The following is a 19,119-nucleotide window of genomic DNA, read 5'->3' on the forward strand; positions in this document are numbered from 1 at the left end:
CCCAGCCTAGGCTGGGGTTTTTTATGTTAAGGGAAATGAACTTAGCTCAATTTCATTTTCTCAAAGATCAACTCATTGCCTTCAGCCCGAACGACAATGGTATCACCCGGGTTAAATTCCCCCGCAAGAATACTTTGTGCCAGACTATTTTCAATACGTTGCTGAATGGCACGTTTCAATGGACGCGCACCATACAATGGATCGAAGCCAGCCTCGATCAGCTGATCGAAAGCACTGTCATCGACCGACAAACGCATATCGCGTTCTGCCAGACGCTGACGCAAGCGGTTCAACTGGATATCGGCAATACCGCGAATCTGGTCTTTTTCCAGCGAGTGGAAGACCACCAACTCATCAATACGGTTGATAAATTCCGGACGGAAATGCTCCGATACTGCATTCATGACTACGTTACGAACTTCATCACGGGTTGCTCCTTCACCCAGCTCACGAACATCCTGTGAACCCAGGTTTGAAGTCATCACAATCACGGTATTTTTAAAATCTACTACACGGCCTTGAGAGTCAGTCAAACGGCCATCATCCAGTACCTGTAGCAGAATGTTAAATACATCCGGATGTGCTTTTTCGACCTCATCGAACAGCACCACGCTATATGGTTTACGGCGTACGGCTTCAGTCAATACTCCACCTTCTTCATAACCCACATAGCCCGGAGGCGCACCGACCAAACGGCTGACCGAGTGTTTTTCCATAAATTCGGACATATCAATCCGGATCATGGCATCGTCACTGTCAAACAGGAAGTTGGCCAGCGCTTTGGTCAGCTCAGTTTTACCGACACCCGTTGGTCCAAGGAACAGGAATGAACCACTCGGACGGTTCGGATCAGACAGACCAGCACGTGAACGGCGGACTGCATTAGACACAGCAATCACAGCTTCGTCCTGTCCGACCACACGGTTGTGCAGGAATTCTTCCATATGCAGCAACTTGTCGCGTTCACCTTGCAGCATTTTTGCCACCGGAATACCGGTCGCTGCACTGACCACTTCGGCAATTTCATTATCAGTCACTTTGTCACGCAGCAGTTTCGGTGCTTCACTCTCTTCAGCAGCTTCGATACGCTCCAGCTGTTTTTGCAACTCTGGAATAACACCATATTGATAACGTGCTGCTTCTGCCAGATCACCTTCACGCTGAGCCTTATCAAGGGCAATACGCGCCTGATCCAGTTTGACCTGAATGTCTTTATTTCCGGCCACCAGCGCCTTGTCTGCACGCCAGACCTCTTCAAGTTCGCTATATTCTTTCTCGACCGTTTCAATCTGTTGGGTCAGATGCTGGATCTCGGCTTTCGCGCCACTATCCTCATCTTTTTTCACAGCCTCAAGCTGCATTTTCAGCTGAATCAAACGGCGTTCAAGCTTATCCAGCGCTTCAGGTTTAGAGTCCAGCTCCATTTTAATCCGTGATGCCGCTTCATCAATCAGGTCAATGGCTTTATCCGGTAACTGACGATCCGTAATATAGCGATGTGACATTTTCGCTGCAGCAATAATCGCCGAGTCTAAAATCTGTACCCCGTGGTGTGTGGCATAACGGTCTTTCAGACCACGCAGAATTGCAATGGTATCTTCCACACTAGGTTCATCGACCAGCACTTTCTGGAAACGGCGCTCCAGGGCAGCGTCTTTCTCAATATACTGACGGTACTCATCCAGAGTGGTTGCCCCCACGCAGCGCAGCTCACCACGTGCCAGCGCAGGTTTCAGCATATTCCCCGCATCCATTGCACCATCACCCTTACCGGCACCTACCAGGGTGTGCAGCTCATCAATAAACAGGATGATTTCGCCTTCATGTTTGGCAAGATCTTTCAGAACCGCTTTTAGACGCTCCTCAAATTCACCTCGATATTTGGCACCTGCCAGCAAAGACCCCAAGTCTAAAGATAATACACGCTTACCTTTCAGACCCTCTGGAACTTCACCGTGAATAATACGCTGCGCCAGACCTTCAACAATCGCAGTCTTACCCACGCCCGGCTCACCGATCAGTACCGGGTTGTTTTTGGTACGGCGTGACAAGACCTGAATGGTACGACGAATTTCATCATCACGGCCAATGACAGGATCCAGCTTGCCTGCCAAAGCACGTTCAGTTAAATCAATCGTATATTTATTTAATGAGTCCCGTTGATCTTCATGATTATTGCTCATGACTTTTTCATCGCCTCGAATTTGATTAATAAGCTGCTGTAAAGTGTCTTTCTTCACCCCAGCACTGTTTAATAGAGTTTTGGTTGTACCTGTTTCTGCCAGTGCCAATAATACCCAGTCGGTTGAGAGAAACTCATCACCGGCTTTTTGGGCAAAACTGTCGGCCAGATGCAGCATTCTGGCTGCTTCCTGACTGATATTAATATCAGCAGAAGGGTTGCCAAGCTTGGCTGTATCATTCAAGGCTGTCTGTATTTTGCTTTTCAATTCAGGCAGGTTCGCCCCCGCCTGTTGTAGCAGACTGGCATTCGATGCTTCTTCCATCAAGGCGGCCAAGATATGAATCCCGTCAATAGAAGCATGATCTTTGCTCATTGCCAGAGACTGTGCATCGGAGAGGGTTTGCTGCAGGCGATTGGTAAATTTCTCAAAACGCATTCTTGTTATTCCTCACAACAATTTTTTCACTTGATTGGTATATGGGTGCTCAGCATAGAATTTCAAATATTTTTTCGTATATTTTTCAAAAACTTAAAATATTAAAGTGGATAGATCTTAGTATTAATATCGGTATAGCAACATTTGATTTCAAGAGTATGAATTAAAATAATTTCTATGCAATGGCAGTTAGAAGCAGATAAAAAATACCCTCATGATGAGGGTATTTAAAAATAGGAGTTTTAAGGTGCAGGGTTTGGCTGCTGACGATGAATGGCATCAATGCCTTGCAACACCTCTTCGGACAGTTCAATTTCAAAAGCCTGAATGTTTTCTTTTAGCTGATCCAGATTGGTCGCACCAATAATGGTACTGGTCACAAAGAACTGCTGCTTGATAAATGCAAGTGCCAGCTGAGTCAAAGTCAGGCCATGCTGTTCTGCCAGCTGCGCATATTGCTCGGTCGCCCACTCACTCTGTGGATTACTATAACGGCTAAAGCGTGAGAATAAAGTAACACGTGCATGAGCTGGACGTGCACCGTTACGGAATTTACCGGTCAAATAACCAAAAGCAAGCGGAGAATATGCCAATAAACCGACACCTTCGTATTTGGCAATTTCTGACATGCCAATTTCATAGGTACGGTTCAGCAGGTTATAAGGATTTTGTACGCTGACAAATTTACTTAAGCCGAGCTTTTCTGCCAGATGTAAAAATTTCATCGTTCCCCAAGGAGTTTCATTAGACAGGCCAATATAACGGATCCGGCCTTTTTGAATCTCTGCTTGCAAAGCGCTCAGGGTTTCTGCCAGCTCCGTGATTGCACGATCATCAACTGCTTCTGCATTGCCATAGCCGAGCTTGCCAAAGAAATTGGTTGGACGTTGCGGCCAGTGCAGCTGGTACAGGTCAATATAATTGGTTTGCAAACGAGCCAGTGACTGGTCAATAGCTGATGCAATTTCATCCGCCACAAAACGGGTTTTTCCATCACGAATATGGCTACCCCCTTGTGAAGGCCCAGCAATTTTCGAGGCTAAAAACAGTTTGTCGCGGCCACCACGTGAGGCAATCCAGTTGCCAATGATTTGCTCGGTTGCCCCTTGAGTTTCTGGCTTTGGTGGCACCGGGTACATTTCAGCGGTATCCCAGAAATACAATCCCTGATCCAGCGCATAGTCTAATTGTTGAAATGCCTCGTCCTGAGTATTTTGCTCACCAAAGGTCATAGTACCCAAACAGATTTCAGGCAATAAAATTCCAGTATCGGCCAAGGGTCTAAATTGCATAGTTGCATCCTAAGAATAAGTAAATGTTTATTAATATGAGTAAGGTCTAACCTATAGCAATTATAAGAAGGACTAAATCACCTTTTCCAAAAATTCTGTACTTAATTGTTATATTTTAAAGAAAAACAGCATTTAAAAGGAATAAAAAAAAGCAAATCCGGAGATTTGCTTTTTTGTCTTTGGAATTATTCGTCTTCAAGCTCGTCCGTGTCCACGATTTCCGGCTCTTCCAAAGAGGCATCAAAAATCAGAATGGCCTTACCATCAGTTTCAATCATGCCCTGCTCTTCCAGGTTTTTCAGGACACGACCGACCATTTCACGGGAGCAGCCGACAATACGGCCAATTTCCTGACGGGTAATACGGATCTGACGGCCATTCGGCAAAATCATTGCTTCAGGCTGTGATGACAGATCAATCAGACAGCGTGCAATACGGCCAGACACATCAATAAATGCCAGATCAGTCACTTTACGTGTGGTATTTTTCAGACGGCGTACCAGCTGGGCAAATACGGCATAACTCAGGTCTGGATATTGCTTGCTAATTTCGTGAAAGTTGTCATAGGTAATTTCAGCAATTTCACAGACATCACGAGTACACACTTCCGCGGTACGCTGTGGATTTGCTTCAAATAAACCCATTTCCCCAAAAAAATCACCCGCATTTAAATATGCAACGACAATTTCACGATCATCATCTTCTCGAAGAATGATAGATACAGACCCCTTCAGAATTAAATACAAAGATTTAGATTCTGATCCTGCATCCACGATCGTGGTACGTTTCGGATAACGATTAATATATGCACGTTTTAATAACGCCTTCACAGATTCCGGTAATTGCCCCGGAGAAAGTGCGTCTGTGCTTAATTGTGAAAAGTTTGAAGTCATGCTTACGGTTCCGAATATGGATAATTTATAGATCGCACAAGACCTAATGTGAACGTATCACACAGTGGGATGAAATTCCGTATCAACCCAATTTATGTTAGTGTACAGTTACTTTACAAATTTATAGCTTTTTTTAGGTAGTTGCAATGCAAACAAGTGTTCATTGGCTAGAGAATGTTGCTTTTGAGGCAAAAACCCAAAGTGGACATAGTATCATCATGGATGGCTCAGCAGAATACGGCGGTGAAAATCGTGGCCCGCGTCCAATGGAACTCATTTTAACCGGTTTAGGTGGATGTGCTTCTTTTGATATTGTGACGATTTTAAAGAAAGCACGTCAGGATATTAGCGATGTATGCTGCGAACTGAAAGCTGAACGTGCTGATACGATTCCTGCCGTATTTACCAAAATTCACTTACACTTTGTGGTTAGTGGCAAAGGAATTAAAGACAAGCAAGTGGCCAAAGCGGTAGAATTGTCTGCGGAAAAATATTGTTCTGCCAGCAAAATGCTGTCTGACGGTGGTGTCGAAATTACCCATGATTATGAAATCATTGAAGTAGAATAATCTTTTGATTTCACTAAAAAAGCAGTCTTTCAGGCTGCTTTTTTATGTTATCTGTGCGTCTGATACTGCCTGCCATTTTCAAAGATCAGGCGTTGTTCCGGCAATCTCAAAGCGCCCAGATGCCCAGATGTTGACTGAACTCAGCCTGCTGCTGTCGGTCGTGATAACGCTTACCAACTGAGTAGTCAACACAGAATACATTACTGTGCTGCCCGAACCACATCACCGCATCAATATCTTTAAACAGGCCAGACTTTTCTTCAGCACTTTTAAAGTTACGCCAGTAATGCCCGATTACGACTGGTACTCTATTTGCATAGTTCTCCCACCACGCCAGACGGTCGATCATACGCCAGCGCCCGCCGGCATAAACCGGTTTCTGAGCAATTATTTCCGCACCTGAACTCAAGGTTCGGATCGGATTCTGCATCTGGTCGCGCCACTCTTTTTCTGCGAGAGATTTTAATAAAGGAATGCTTGCAGTGGGGTCCTTCAATTGCCCCTGATATTGCTGCTGTTCTGCCTGAATCTGTTCACTTATTCCCAGAGCCTGTAGCTCAAGCGCAGTTTGCTCCAGGAAATACTCATAAGCCTGACGCAGTGAGTAAAAAGAAGATGATCGCAACTGATCAACCGAGCGTTGATCCCAACAGGCATGTACCACTCTTAAATGCGGCGCGTCTAAAACCAGAGGCAGGCTGTTTAGAAAGTCCAGAATCCATTTTCGATGTACTTCGGATGCTGGAACTGAATTAAAAGCTTTAAAATCATCCTGATGTGCTGAGCCAAAGAACCAGCCATTCCCCTCTCTAAACGTATCAGTGAGTAGATTAATTTCATGGTTTCCCAAGACGCATTGTGCCCGACCCGCTTCTACCAAGCATTTAACCCGTTTGAGTACCGCCACGCTATCCGGACCACGGTCACATAAATCTCCGACAAAGATCAGCCTGCGCTGTTCTGCTTGATTCCCCTCCTCATCATAGCCCAACACGTGTAGCAAACGATCCAGTGCCTCAATCTCTCCATGAATATCCCCTATAATATCAACTGGGCCTGTGAAAGTTGGCTGTATAAATGCATGACTCATGACAATATCCTCAATGAAATGAGAGCAGGTAGGTTCAGTGTAATGCAGGTTTTTTAAATCAATATGGCCAAAGTAAAAATATTTTTAAAATCAATTTTTGGCAGATTTTTGCTGACAGCATGTTGTATTGAAAAAGAAAATTTCCAATTATTCCTTAACAGCTTGAATACTCATCTTATTAAAATTTAGAAATAAAAAACAAAAAAACCGGCGCCTAGGCACCGGTTCTTATCTCACTTGACTGACCCGAAGATCAGCACAGCTTGTACTTAAGCTTGTAGCGATCCAATGATCTGGTTCAATGTCTCACTTGGGCGCATCACGGCATTTACTTTCGCCGGATCTACTGCATAGTAACCACCGATGTCTGCAGGCTTACCTTGAACTTCGTTCAACTCAGCGACAATCTTCTCTTCATTTTCAGCTAAAGCTTGAGCAATCGGAGCAAATTTCGCTTTCAATTCTGTATCTTCATCTTGCCCAGCAAGTTCTTCAGACCAGAATTTAGCCAGGTAGAAGTGGCTGCCACGGTTGTCCAGCTCGCCAGTACGACGTGATGGAGACTTGTCATTGTCCAGCAATTTACCAGTTGCAGCATCTAGCGTTTTTGCAAGCAGTTTCGCACGCGGGTTGTTCTCTTTAATACCCATTTCTTCAAGAGAAACAGCCAGCGCCAAGAACTCGCCCAAAGAATCCCAACGTAAGTGGTTTTCTTCTACCAGTTGCTGTACGTGTTTAGGTGCAGAACCACCCGCACCTGTTTCGTACATGCCGCCACCTGCCATTAACGGCACGATAGACAACATTTTCGCTGAAGTACCCAACTCCATGATCGGGAACAAATCAGTCAGGTAGTCACGCAGAATATTACCGGTTACAGAAATCGTATCCAGACCGCGAGCAACACGTTCAAGTGTATAACGCATCGCACGAACCTGAGACATAATCTGGATGTCCAAGCCTTCAGTGTCGTGATCTTTCAGGTATTCCTGAACTTTCTTGATCAGTTCATTTTCATGTGGGCGGTACGGGTCAAGCCAGAAGATTGCAGGCATGCCAGAGTTACGTGCACGTGTTACTGCCAGTTTTACCCAGTCACGGATCGGTGCGTCTTTCACCTGGCACATACGCCAGATATCACCTTCTTCCACGTTTTGAGACATTAACACTTCACCTGTTTCCAGGTCAGTGATGTTCGCAATACCCGCTTCAGGAATTTCGAAAGTCTTGTCGTGTGAACCGTATTCTTCGGCTTTTTGCGCCATCAGACCAACGTTAGGTACAGTACCCATCGTACGTGGATCGAAGTTACCATTCCACTTACAGAAGTTGATCATTTCCTGGTAAATACGCGCGAAAGTCGATTCCGGCATAACTGCTTTACAGTCATAAGGCTTGCCGTCAGCACCCCACATTTTACCGCCACCACGGATCATTGCAGGCATAGAAGCATCTACAATCACGTCGTTTGGTGAGTGGAAGTTGGTGATGCCTTTTGCAGAATCAACCATTGCCAGTGCTGGACGGTGTTCTTGGCAAGCGTGTAAATCTTCGATGATTTCTTCACGTAAAGATGTCGGTAGAGTTTCGATCTTCTCGTAAAGACCCGCCATACCGTTGTTTACGTTGATACCCAGCTCATCAAACAATTTACCGTGTTTTTCAAAAGCATCTTTGTAGTAAATTTTCACACAATGACCGAATACGATCGGATGTGAAACTTTCATCATGGTTGCTTTAACGTGTAAAGAGAACAAAATGCCAGCTTCTTTACAATCATCTAGTTCTTTTTCATAGAAGTCGCAAAGCGCTTTTTTGCTCATGAACATAGAGTCGATGATTTCACCGTCTTGCAGCGCAACTTTTGGCTTCAGAACAATGGTTTCACCTGACTTGGTGATCAATTCCATTTTCACATTACGCGCACGGTCCAGAGTCATTGACTTTTCACCGTGGTAGAAATCACCTTCATCCATGTGAGAAACGTGAGTTTGTGACCACTGTTTCCATTCATTCATTGAATGCGGGTGTTTTTTCGCATAGTTTTTCACTGCAGCTGGTGCACGACGGTCAGAGTTACCTTCACGTAATACAGGGTTTACTGCAGAACCCAGACATTTACTATAACGCGCCTTGATTGCTTTTTCTTCTTCAGTCGCAGGATTTTCCGGATAGTCAGGAATTGCATAACCCTTAGATTGAAGCTCTTTAATACAAGACATCAACTGAGCCACAGAAGCACTGATGTTCGGAAGTTTGATAATATTCGTATCTGGATCTTGGGTAAGACGACCTAGCTCTGCAAGATTGTCTGCTACCTTTTGTTCTTCACTGAGGTAGTCTGAAAATTCAGCGAGCACGCGTGCAGCCACAGAGATGTCAGTTTTAACAACTTTAACACCAGCCGGCTTCGTAAAGGTCTCAATGATCGGCAGCAGCGAATAAGTCGCCAACAATGGCGCCTCGTCAGTCAGTGTGTAAATGATGGTTGACTTTCCACCAGCCATATATAGCCCCTTGCGTTAGATTGAGTTTTTAAGAACCGAGCTTTTGACCCAGTTCCTGCGAACCGATTTGCTTAAATAAACCCTGAGAGTATCGGGCCTGATTGCATTCCAGTCAACGAAATATCCTGTGATGATGACATTTCGAAACGAAATAGTACTTAATGACTCTTTTTTTCATTCCGTTTCTAGCTTTTTCCTCATGTAATCCCTTCTTTGCGCATATTTACGCTTTATTTATAGATATACATGGTTAAGTTTCCATGAAACTTATATAGGTTTAAAACTATTTTACTTGGCTGAATAGACATCTCAGTAGAGAAATGAATACCTTCACCATAAATAAACGAAATGATGCTTTAGCTCATGAAGCCAGCCTATAAGGATATAGATCTGATGGGATCACCTTATTTCTTTCATCATATTGAGATAAATGCTCGAACCGTACCATCAGATCAAAGATAGCGTTGCATGGTCTGGCTGCTCTTAACAGCAGTTGCAAAACTGAAGCCCTTACACTGACGTTAAAATCGGATTTTTTCCAAATCTGTACGACACAGCACAACCTGGTATAGTTCATATGCTTTTCGTACGAAATAGCAGCTTATCGTCCCATTGCGTAAACCAACAATAGAATAAGAGTTCGTGTTTCTTATCTTAGACATTTTAAGTCTAAAACAGGAAGTCTTTCCCCTGCTGCTCAGCCTATTTTCTCATAATTTGACTTAAATAGCTAAAGCTAAAATGCTCAATAAAATCTTAAATTTATAGGAATATTTCAAGGTTGGAAATTCGGAATATTTACACTTTTTACTTATTGGTAAATTCACTCTATAAAAACCATATGGCAAACTCAAAATAAACCAAACAAAATCAATAATATATTTTTTTAATAAGTTTTATTGGTTGGTTAGAGAGTTAGTTTTTAGCTTTCTATAAAATGCGGGGAAATAAATATGAATTTCAAAGCTGGACAAAAACTTCAATAGAAAAAATGATAATAATCACCAATACATATCATATTTAATGATGAAAATAATTTTATGTCTTTCAACTTAAAAGTTTTATCCTGAATAAAGGAGTCTTCATTTGAGAATCAACGGATTCAACATGGGTGTTTGTCCACACTCGACAACTATTAATTTCCTCCAAAGATATCCCAAAACAAAAAACCCACCTGATAAGGTGGGTTTTAAGCAACTGATTACTCAGTAAATATGGTAGGCATATCCAGACTCGAACTGGAGACCTCTACGATGTCAACGTAGCGCTCTAACCAACTGAGCTATACGCCTATATGCCACGCATCTTATAAATTTTTTCTGACAAAGACAAGCATTTTTATTTAGCTCTTAAAACAGATGCACAAGTTTTAAGCAAATCCTTGAATCTGCTTAATTCTTGGGCGTCTAATTGCAGACCTGAATAGGCCTGTTTCTCAAAAATTTGAATGGCATCAGAAAATAAAGCCAGATCCGTATCATTTGCCTGTTTCGACAAACGCAACATCCACTGGCGAAAGGTTTCAGCAGACTGCTGCTTTAAAGGCTGGCTTAAGGATTGGTTTAACTGCTGTATGCTGCGTTCTAAAGGTGATTGTGCCTGCCGAAGTTTCCAATAAATGCTGAACGCATACAGTAAAGCAAGAATGACGATACCAGCAACCATAAGCATAATACTGGAATAAACCGAATTTAGACCGAGTTTAGACATCCAGCTTTGCTGAGATTCTGTATTATAACCCACCACCTTGCTTTGCCATTGATAACTCGCATAATCACTCCAGACCCGCATTGTGGTAAGCCAGAGATGATGCCGAGTAGGCCAGCCGGATGAATTGACCCGAACTCGCTCATCCTCAGTCATCAGATTTTGCATTCCGTCATCAATGCGTTGTGGCGCGACCATTGCAGTGGGATCGAAACGCTGCCATGTGTTATCTATCCAGACTTCGGCCCAAGCATGTGCATCCAGTTGCCGTACCTCCCAGCTGCGTCCATCAGGCGCAGCTTGCCCCCCCTGATAACCTGTCACTACTCTGGCCGGAATTCCTGCGTAGCGCATCAGCATGACAAAACTGGAAGCATAGTGCTCGCAAAAACCTTGCCGGGATTTAAATAAAAACTCATCAATCCGATTCTTTCCCATGACGCCGGGCTTGAGGGTATAGACAAAACCATTCTGTTGATACCAGTTCAGCACATTGTGTATATAACGGCGTGGCTCGGCACCACTTTGCTGATATAAGCGCTGAGCCAGTCGCTGGGCCTCAGGATCTAAACCGGACTGTATTTGGGTATTGATACGCTGCATATAGTGGGGTACCAACGCCTGGCCTGCATTTGGCTGATCTATCCACTGTAGATGAATCGGCTCCACCCTCTGGGTCAGGCGTCTTGGAACAATGCTCCAGTCCTGACAATTATAATAACGGCGTTCCAAGGGGATGGATTTTTCCAGCCCCATGATCCAGAACACTGAAGGGTCAGCTGCCAGATACTGATAATCCCAGCGATGATTCATTGCAGCAAGGCTCCGCGACTGCTGGATTAAAGGCTGCTGATTCACAGGATGGCTGGTCCAGCGCTGGCCGTCATAATCATCTAGTACCAAGGCTCGCCAATATAATTCCGAACGCGGCGGTAACTTGCTCATGTCCCCGATGATCCGGAATGCCAACGCACTAGACTGAGACAGTTCAGCAATATCACCGGGCGACATGCTGTCACTAATGCCGGTTATGCCTTTATTTTCAGGAATAGGAATATGCCAGAGGGGTGGCAAACGCGGAAAAAAGATAAAAAGCAGCAGAAAAAATGGAATGGCATAGACGATAAATTTACCGACATATTTGGCATCTTGCTGCAAAGCCTGGCGCTGGGAGCTTTGGTCTTGCTCAAACTCGCTGGTCTGGATTCGGTACAACCCAATTAGACAGCTGAGTAGACACAATATAATGGCCAATGCCATCATAAACGACTGGCTAAATAAAAATGAACTGGCAGCCACAAATAGTGCAAAATTAAAAACAATAATCAGATCACGTCTGTTTCGGGTTTCCAGGGATTTGGCATAGAGAAAAGTTGTCAGTACCGCTACGCCTGCCTCTACACCTAAAAAACTCTGATAATCCAGATAAATGCTGGCTAATGCCAAGACTGTCAGCGAGAAGGTCCATTTTTTAGAAAAGGCTCTCTGTCTTTTGAGTGAAATCCAGATACAGATCAAACTAATGGCAAAAATCAGACTCAATAAAACGGGTAAAAAGGCGATCTGGGCCAGCAGGATGAATCCCAAACTTAACACGACCGATACTCGTAGTTTTGTATTGATTTTCTCCATTGCCCGTACCCTTATGCCTGTGCCAAAAGCTGCTTAGCTTTGCGTAGTTGTTCCTCGCCAGCGCCTTTGGGCAATGCTGCCTGCGGTAAATGCAGCATATAGGCGCATTGCTGCTGCTCACACTGCTCAATCAGCCCCATGACAAATTCCAGCTTTTCCTCGTGCGATTGACTGGGCATATGCTCATAATGAATTTCAATACTGTGCTCATCCTGATACTGTTCAAAGACCTTGACGTATAAGCCCTGTCCACGCGCAAACTGCTTCCAGGAGACGGCTTGCAAAGAATCTCCAGACTGATAGTTACGCAGTTCGCGAAACTCATCCATATCTGGTTCAAAACGGTTTTGATAAGCACGATGTTCTGCACTGAAAGCTTTGGCCTGAGGCGCAACCCAGGCAAAATTCTGATGATATAAATAGGTCCAGGCCCGCACCAGCCCAAAAGGATAAACTGAATAAATCCGAATCGGAGGATAGTCAAACCTCCCACGTTGTTCGGCATAAAAAGGGAGAATCCAGTGCTGCCTGGACTCATCCAGATATACTTTATGTAATTGCTCACCTGCCTGAATATACAGATAACGTGGTCGTGGTGGCTGTTGCTGAAAATAAAAATGCAGATTCATATCATTCCCTACCTGCCCCACTTCATCTGCAACCAGTTCAATCTGTAAGCCATGTAACTGTTTAAAAGTTAAATAAAAGCTGATACACAATATGGCGCTGATTAAAAAGCAGAATCCCAAAATCAGGTTATTGGCATAGTTCACACCAGCAATAAAAGTAATCAGGATCAAAATCAGGTACAGATAACCCTGCCGATAAATAAAGACCAGAATATCGCGCTGTGAAAACTGTTTTTGCTGTCTAAACTGAAAGCGCTTGGTGAGCCAGTTTCGCCAGGTTTTATCCAAAAGAAAACTCCTTTAGCTCACTGCAACCTGTTGCATTAGGTTTAAAGTTTCTGCTTCACTTAAACCCAGACGATGTGAGGCGACCGCCACAAATACCGCCTGTATATCATCAGGCGTGACAAAGGTCCGCTGCTGGATCAAGGCATGGGCCTGTGCTGCGCGCTTGAGTGCCAATAAGCCGCGGGTAGACAGTCCATGCTGTTTTTTGCGGGTTTCTTCTGCCAGATCCAGCATATACTCCTGTACCGCTTCACTGATAAAAATCTGCTGGGTCAGCTGTTGTAATGCCAATACTTCATGTTCTGTAAAGACATGCGCCAGACTGGCAATTAGGGCAAAGCGTGATTCCTGCTGTAGTAGCATTTTCTCTGCATGTCGGGATGGATAGCCCAAAGACAACCGCATTAAAAAGCGGTCTAATTGCGATTCAGGCAAAGCATAGGTGCCACTCTGGAAAAGTGGATTTTGGGTGGCAATTACCCAAAATGGTTTCGGCAAGGCATAACGTACAGCATCGACAGTGACATAGCCTTCCTCCATGGCTTCAAGCAAGGCACTTTGAGTTTTAGGACTGGAACGGTTAATTTCATCTGCCAGCAAAATCTGAGTAAAAATAGGCCCCTGCTTAAACTCAAACTGATGTTCTTTCTGATTAAACATGTTAATCCCAATCACATCACTGGCCAGCATGTCATTAGTAAACTGGATACGCTGAAATTGCAGCCCTGTCAGATGCGCCAGACTGCTTGCTAAAGTGGTTTTTCCCAGACCAGGCAAATCTTCAAATAGTACGTGCCCCCCTGCAATCAGGCAGCACAGCGCCAATCGGGTTTTTGCCTGTTTATCTAAAATAATGGCATTAATTTCTTCAAAAAATTGCTGGATTTTGGGTGCATAACTGACCACCTTCTGTTCAAGCGCATCATTAACGTGTGCAATATCTAATTTTTCTTTTTGTTTCATGCCCCAGATCACAGTATTTTCCCCAATAAAACATGGCTTAAGAGTAACATACACTCTTTTTTAATATTCCCCCAAATGTCCGCTCCTCTTTCCAGATCACTGACCTGTCAGATAACAGGTTTTTAAACTCTCACGCTATAAGCCCATAGACTTTCGTAAACCATTTTCTTCGATAAACCAATCAAAAAAATTATTTAAAATGCTCTATGTTTTACTGAAAAACTGTCTTTCCAAGGTTTACCCAGATAACCTAATAACTGAAAATATAAGGGCTTAAATGTCAAAATTAATGACTATTTTTTATCTTGTTCAAGCATTAAATCACCTGCATAAAAAAGCGCCCCGAAAGGCGCTTATTTTTCAACCGACTAACATGGACATTTTTTCATCTCTCCGCCAGCGGATGGATAGCGAGAATCCACACAATGGCGGTAAAAGGTTTTAGGATCCATTGGCTCCAGATCAGGATGATGCTGCTGCATATGCGCCAGATAAGTCTGGTAATCTGGCACGCCCACCATCAGGCGGAAGCTCTGCTGCAAACGCTGCCACAAAGTTGCAATCCGTGACCAGTTTTTCGGGTTCAGAATTAACTCCTTCTGGGCCATCACCGTCATCTTGATGATTTTATACATCACTGTTTTACCCGCTTTGGCAAACTTCAGGTTCATCAGTCATACCCCTCTTAATGTGTTTTTACAGGCTGAATGTCTTCGGGATCGCGATAAACCGCTTCTGCTTCGTTGACAGTCGGTACAGGACTTGCAAGTGCACGACGGATAACCCCAATTGCGGCAAACAGCATGACAAAAGCCACAATCATAAAGAAGGCACACAGTACCGCATTGATCTGGTTGGACATTGCGACAGTTTGCATTTCAGCCATTGTTTTGGCAGGTGCCAGAATTTCGTTCTTGGCAATAGCAGTATTAAAGCGCTCTGCTTGCGCCAGAAAGCCGATTTTTGGATTGTCATGGAAAATCTTCTGCCAGCCCGCAGTCATCGAAGTAATAAACAGGAAAATGGTGGGAACAATAGTGACCCATACATATTTTTCTTTCTTCATTTTGAACAGGATGACAGTACCTAGAATGAGTGCCATTGCAGCCAGAATCTGGTTACCAATACCGAATAGCGGCCATAAGCTGTTAATTCCGCCCAGTGGATCGACTACGCCCTGATAGACAAAGAAGCCCCAACCGGCAACAGCCACAGCTGTACCAAGCAGGTTACCAAAAAAATTATGCGATTTTTTTACCGCAGGAATCACGATTCCGACTGTATCCTGAACCATGAAACGGCAGGCACGCGTACCAGCATCGACGGCAGTCAGAATGAAAAGTGCTTCAAACAGGATGGCAAAGTGATACCAGAAGGCCATCATTTCACGGCTATTGAAGATTTCAGTAATGATATGCGCCATACCAATGGCAAAGGTTGGTGCACCTCCGGTACGCGACAGAATCGAGCTCTCACCGACTTCCTGAGCCAGTACAGTGAGGGCCTCAGGGGTAACAACAAAGCCAAGATTACGCACCGCTTCTGCCGCACTTTCTGCCGTAGTACCCAGCAATGCCGCCGGCGAGTTAATGGCAAAATATACCCCCGGATCCAGCACTGCCGCACAGATCAGTGCCATGATCGCCACAAAGGACTCCATTAACATACCGCCATAACCGATCATCCGGATATCGCGTTCATTGTTGACCAGTTTAGGCGTGGTTCCCGAAGAAACCAGGGCGTGGAAGCCCGAAATGGCACCACAGGCAATTGTAATGAACAGAAATGGGAAGATAGATCCCGCAAAGACCGGACCTGTTCCATCAATGAACTGAGTCACGGCCGGTAATTTCATTTCTGGCATTGCAAAAATAATACCTACAGCCAGACCCGCAATCACTCCAATTTTCAGGAAAGTAGATAAATAATCACGTGGTGCAAGTAACAACCACACTGGCAGTACCGATGCAATGAATCCATAAATGATCAAAGCCCAGGTCAGCTCAGTGCCAGAAAGCGTAAAGAACGGACCCCAATACGGATGCTGTGCGATGTTTTCACCATAAATGATGCCCAGCATCATCAATACGAAACCAATAATGGAAACTTCTGCAATTTTACCCGGACGGATAAAGCGCATATAAATCCCCATAAAAATCGCAATCGGAATGGTGGCGGCAATACTGAAGACCCCCCATGGACTGTTGGTCAGTGCTTTGACCACCACCAGTGCAAGTACCGCCAGAATGATAATCATCACGCCCAGCGCACCCAGCATGACCACAATCCCGGCAAAAGTACCGAGTTCCTGTTTCGCCATTTCACCCAATGAGCGGCCATCTCGACGTGTAGAAATAAACAGGACTAAGAAATCCTGTACCGCACCGGCCAACACTACACCGACCAGCAGCCAGATAGTTCCCGGTAAATAGCCCATCTGTGCGGCAAGGATTGGACCGACCAATGGGCCAGCCCCGGCAATTGCTGCAAAATGGTGGCCAAACAGGACACTCTTATTGGTAGGCACATAGTCCAGACCATCGACCAAGCGATGCGCAGGTGTCAGACGGCGCTCGTTCAGTTCAAAAACCTTATTGGCAATAAATAAACTATAAAAACGGTAAGCGATGCTATACACACAAGCTGCGGCCAGAACCAGCCAGACTGCATTGACATGCTCACCACGACTCAGTGCTAGAACTCCAAAGGAGACTGCCCCGACGATGGCTACTAAAAGCCAGATGATTTTTGAAGTCAGCGTCGACTTCTGCTGTAAAGTTTCCATTTAATCCCTCATATTTGTGATGCATACAAATCAGCATAATTGTGTTATTCGAGGTACTGCTGTTTTTTCCTTTGCGACTTTAGGCAAATTTTTTCTAATTTCCTCTAAGACTTTGGCATAAAAAAAGGGATGATTTTCATCACCCCTTTGATAATAGTCTATTTTTAAACCATTATACACGCTCTAAATAGTCACCAGTACGGGTGTCTACACGAACGTTTTCTTCCTGCTGAACAAACAATGGAACACGTACCACAGCACCTGTTTCCAGTTTCGCAGGCTTACCACCACCACCAGAGGTATCACCACGTACACCTGGATCAGTTTCAACAATTTTTAATACCACAAAGTTAGGAGGGCTGACGGTAAGCGGCACGCCATTCCATAACATAATGGTACATTTTTCATTTGAATCGTCTTTTAGCCATTTGGCAGCATCACCCATTGCTGTTTTATCAGCAGCGATCTGTTCAAATGATACTGGATCCATGAAGTTCCACATTTCACCGTCGTTGTACAAGTATTCCATTTCTACTTCTACAATATCCGCAGCTTCTAGTGAATCACCAGATTTAAATGTTTTTTCTAAAACTTTACCACTGCGAAGGTTACGTAGTTTAACGCGGTTGAACGCCTGGCCCTTACCTGGTTTAACGTATTCGTTTTCCATGATTGCACATGGGTTACCATCAAGCATAACCTTAAGGCCAGACTTGAAATCGTTCGTAGAATAATAGGCCATGATTGGCTCACTCCAAACTTACTAACTTTAATCTATTGATGCTATGGGCTGTTGCAATGTCATTTAGCAAGTCTGACAAGAACATGGTTTGCCACATGCACATTCATTTAATGCTGCGTATTCTAAATGAGCAATACACTTTGCCGCAACGAAAAAATCTGATTTAACTGGCTGACTCTGCTTAACTTAACAGCAGCTATCACAAAGCTGTGTACTTGCTGAGGCTCACAAAGCAGAAAAGCACCAAGTTTCTCCTACCATAGCAAATTACAGGGATTTTTAAAAATTTTGCAGCCGGCTTTTATTCTCATTGATCGACAAACTGCTAAACTGCTCGCTTCATTTAATTTTCAGTTCTTTTAATCTTCCGGCATGACACAGTATTTATACCAAGAACATAATTGGCAGTCACAACTCAGTGACCTGATTACCGACCCGCTTGAACTTCTCGAAATTTTAAAACTCTCCCCTGAGCAACTTTTATCCGGCGCTCTGCTGGCGTCCAAGCAGTTTAAATTACGCGTACCTCGTGCTTTTGTAGAACGGATGCAGGCTGGAGATCCTCTAGACCCGCTGTTACTGCAAGTATTGCCTCATCATCTGGAACTGGAAGAGCATCCCGGCTTTGTAACAGATCCGCTGGGCGAAGAACAGGCGAATCAGCAGCTAGGCGTACTACATAAATATAGCTCCCGATTCCTGCTGACCTTGACAGGCGCCTGTGCCGTACATTGCCGTTACTGTTTCCGCCGGCATTTTCCTTATCAGGAAAACCTGCCTAAACATGAAGATTGGATCAATATCAGGCAGTATCTGGAAAGCCAGCCAGAAATTAATGAAGTTATTTTGAGCGGGGGTGATCCCTTAACACTGTCAAACCGAAAATTAAAATTATGGATTGAGCGTCTAGAATCTGTACCACATCTCAAATTCTTAAGAATACATTCACGAGTTCCTATTGTGATCCCAAATCGGATCGATGAAGAGCTACTGACCATGTTGAAAAACAGTAGGCTACGAATTATTCTAGTGGTACACTCAAACCATGCATCGGAGTTGGATGATTCAACCTGTACGCAGTTAAATCAACTGGTTCAGCAACATATCACCGTACTCAATCAGGCCGTATTATTAAAAGGAGTCAATGATTCCGCCCAGGTTTTGATTGACTTAAGCTATCGCTTATTCGATGCCGGCGTAATGCCTTATTATTTACATGTACTTGATAAAGTAAAAGGTGCGCAGCATTTTGATTTATCACCTGAATGTATTCATGAAATTTACACTGAAGTTTTAGCGAGCCTACCGGGGTATTTGGTTCCTAAACTGGTGAGAGAAATAGCGGGTGAAAAAAATAAGACACCGCTTTTTGGGGATTCAACATTTTTGAGTTAAATAATA

The 19,119-nt window shown here is 44.1% G+C and carries 12 protein-coding genes, 1 tRNA gene and 1 pseudogene; 2 read left to right on the forward strand and 12 right to left on the reverse strand.

Translation table 11 applies throughout. The features are described 5' to 3' along the window. Nucleotides 1-41 precede the first annotated feature (41 nt). The 3 genes from clpB to crp all read right to left on the reverse strand — a co-directional run bounded on the left by clpB (nucleotide 42) and on the right by crp (nucleotide 4,806). Nucleotides 42-2,621 (reverse strand): ATP-dependent chaperone ClpB, encoded by a 2,580-nt coding sequence (clpB, locus tag NI461_RS05330; RefSeq protein ID WP_174659952.1) that lies wholly within the window; start codon nucleotides 2,619-2,621, stop codon nucleotides 42-44. A gap of 242 nt (nucleotides 2,622-2,863) precedes the next feature. Continuing rightward, the gene (locus NI461_RS05335) at nucleotides 2,864-3,913 is read right to left on the reverse strand and encodes an NADP(H)-dependent aldo-keto reductase (protein WP_174659953.1); all 1,050 of its coding nucleotides are present in this window, start codon (nucleotides 3,911-3,913) and stop codon (nucleotides 2,864-2,866) included. A gap of 185 nt (nucleotides 3,914-4,098) precedes the next feature. Further along, complete coding sequence (crp, locus tag NI461_RS05340; RefSeq protein WP_151204456.1) at nucleotides 4,099-4,806, reverse strand: cAMP-activated global transcriptional regulator CRP; 708 nt, start codon at nucleotides 4,804-4,806, stop codon at nucleotides 4,099-4,101. A gap of 146 nt (nucleotides 4,807-4,952) precedes the next feature. Between crp and NI461_RS05345 the strand changes: the two genes are divergently transcribed. Then, entirely contained in the window at nucleotides 4,953-5,375 is a 423-nt protein-coding gene (locus NI461_RS05345; protein ID WP_151206108.1) for an OsmC family protein, read from the forward strand. Nucleotides 5,376-5,422: 47 nt separating this feature from the next. On the opposite strand, the pseudogene NI461_RS05350 reads toward NI461_RS05345, so the two are convergent. From NI461_RS05350 to efp, 9 genes and pseudogenes are all read right to left on the reverse strand, one after another. Continuing rightward, a pseudogene (locus tag NI461_RS05350) lies at nucleotides 5,423-6,465 on the reverse strand (metallophosphoesterase). A gap of 269 nt (nucleotides 6,466-6,734) precedes the next feature. After that, entirely contained in the window at nucleotides 6,735-8,972 is a 2,238-nt protein-coding gene (locus NI461_RS05355; RefSeq protein WP_174659955.1) for an NADP-dependent isocitrate dehydrogenase, read from the reverse strand. Between the two features lie 1,215 nt (nucleotides 8,973-10,187). Beyond that, a tRNA-Val gene (locus NI461_RS05360) sits at nucleotides 10,188-10,264 on the reverse strand. A gap of 46 nt (nucleotides 10,265-10,310) precedes the next feature. Continuing rightward, nucleotides 10,311-12,311 (reverse strand): DUF3488 and transglutaminase-like domain-containing protein, encoded by a 2,001-nt coding sequence (locus tag NI461_RS05365; RefSeq protein ID WP_253156735.1) that lies wholly within the window; start codon nucleotides 12,309-12,311, stop codon nucleotides 10,311-10,313. Between the two features lie 11 nt (nucleotides 12,312-12,322). Next, nucleotides 12,323-13,228 (reverse strand): DUF58 domain-containing protein, encoded by a 906-nt coding sequence (locus tag NI461_RS05370; protein ID WP_253156737.1) that lies wholly within the window; start codon nucleotides 13,226-13,228, stop codon nucleotides 12,323-12,325. Nucleotides 13,229-13,240: 12 nt separating this feature from the next. Then, nucleotides 13,241-14,191, reverse strand: a complete 951-nt coding sequence (locus NI461_RS05375; protein WP_151204450.1) for a MoxR family ATPase — start codon at nucleotides 14,189-14,191, stop codon at nucleotides 13,241-13,243. 368 nt (nucleotides 14,192-14,559) lie between these two features. Then, nucleotides 14,560-14,865, reverse strand: a complete 306-nt coding sequence (locus NI461_RS05380) for a YbdD/YjiX family protein (protein ID WP_171480640.1) — start codon at nucleotides 14,863-14,865, stop codon at nucleotides 14,560-14,562. Between the two features lie 11 nt (nucleotides 14,866-14,876). After that, nucleotides 14,877-16,976 (reverse strand): carbon starvation CstA family protein, encoded by a 2,100-nt coding sequence (locus NI461_RS05385; protein WP_253150583.1) that lies wholly within the window; start codon nucleotides 16,974-16,976, stop codon nucleotides 14,877-14,879. Nucleotides 16,977-17,148: 172 nt separating this feature from the next. After that, nucleotides 17,149-17,718: an elongation factor P gene (efp, locus tag NI461_RS05390; RefSeq protein WP_151204865.1), complete on the reverse strand. Its 570-nt coding sequence runs from the start codon at nucleotides 17,716-17,718 to the stop codon at nucleotides 17,149-17,151. 372 nt (nucleotides 17,719-18,090) lie between these two features. Here efp and epmB point away from each other — a divergent pair, with 372 nt between their 5' ends. Then, entirely contained in the window at nucleotides 18,091-19,113 is a 1,023-nt protein-coding gene (gene epmB / locus NI461_RS05395; RefSeq protein ID WP_253156738.1) for an EF-P beta-lysylation protein EpmB, read from the forward strand. Nucleotides 19,114-19,119: the final 6 nt, after the last annotated feature.

It is taken from the genome of Acinetobacter sp. S4400-12 (assembly GCF_024129495.1).
Classification (GTDB): domain Bacteria; phylum Pseudomonadota; class Gammaproteobacteria; order Pseudomonadales; family Moraxellaceae; genus Acinetobacter; species Acinetobacter lwoffii_C.

Coding starts and splice junctions, on each gene's coding strand:
- clpB (WP_174659952.1), bottom strand. CDS start 2,621: ATGCGTTTTGAGAAATTTACCAATCGCCTGCAGCAAACCCTCTCCGAT.
- NI461_RS05335 (WP_174659953.1), bottom strand. CDS start 3,913: ATGCAATTTAGACCCTTGGCCGATACTGGAATTTTATTGCCTGAAATC.
- crp (WP_151204456.1), bottom strand. CDS start 4,806: ATGACTTCAAACTTTTCACAATTAAGCACAGACGCACTTTCTCCGGGG.
- NI461_RS05345 (WP_151206108.1), top strand. CDS start 4,953: ATGCAAACAAGTGTTCATTGGCTAGAGAATGTTGCTTTTGAGGCAAAA.
- NI461_RS05355 (WP_174659955.1), bottom strand. CDS start 8,972: ATGGCTGGTGGAAAGTCAACCATCATTTACACACTGACTGACGAGGCG.
- NI461_RS05365 (WP_253156735.1), bottom strand. CDS start 12,311: ATGGAGAAAATCAATACAAAACTACGAGTATCGGTCGTGTTAAGTTTG.
- NI461_RS05375 (WP_151204450.1), bottom strand. CDS start 14,191: ATGAAACAAAAAGAAAAATTAGATATTGCACACGTTAATGATGCGCTT.
- NI461_RS05385 (WP_253150583.1), bottom strand. CDS start 16,976: ATGGAAACTTTACAGCAGAAGTCGACGCTGACTTCAAAAATCATCTGG.
- efp (WP_151204865.1), bottom strand. CDS start 17,718: ATGGCCTATTATTCTACGAACGATTTCAAGTCTGGCCTTAAGGTTATG.
- epmB (WP_253156738.1), top strand. CDS start 18,091: ATGACACAGTATTTATACCAAGAACATAATTGGCAGTCACAACTCAGT.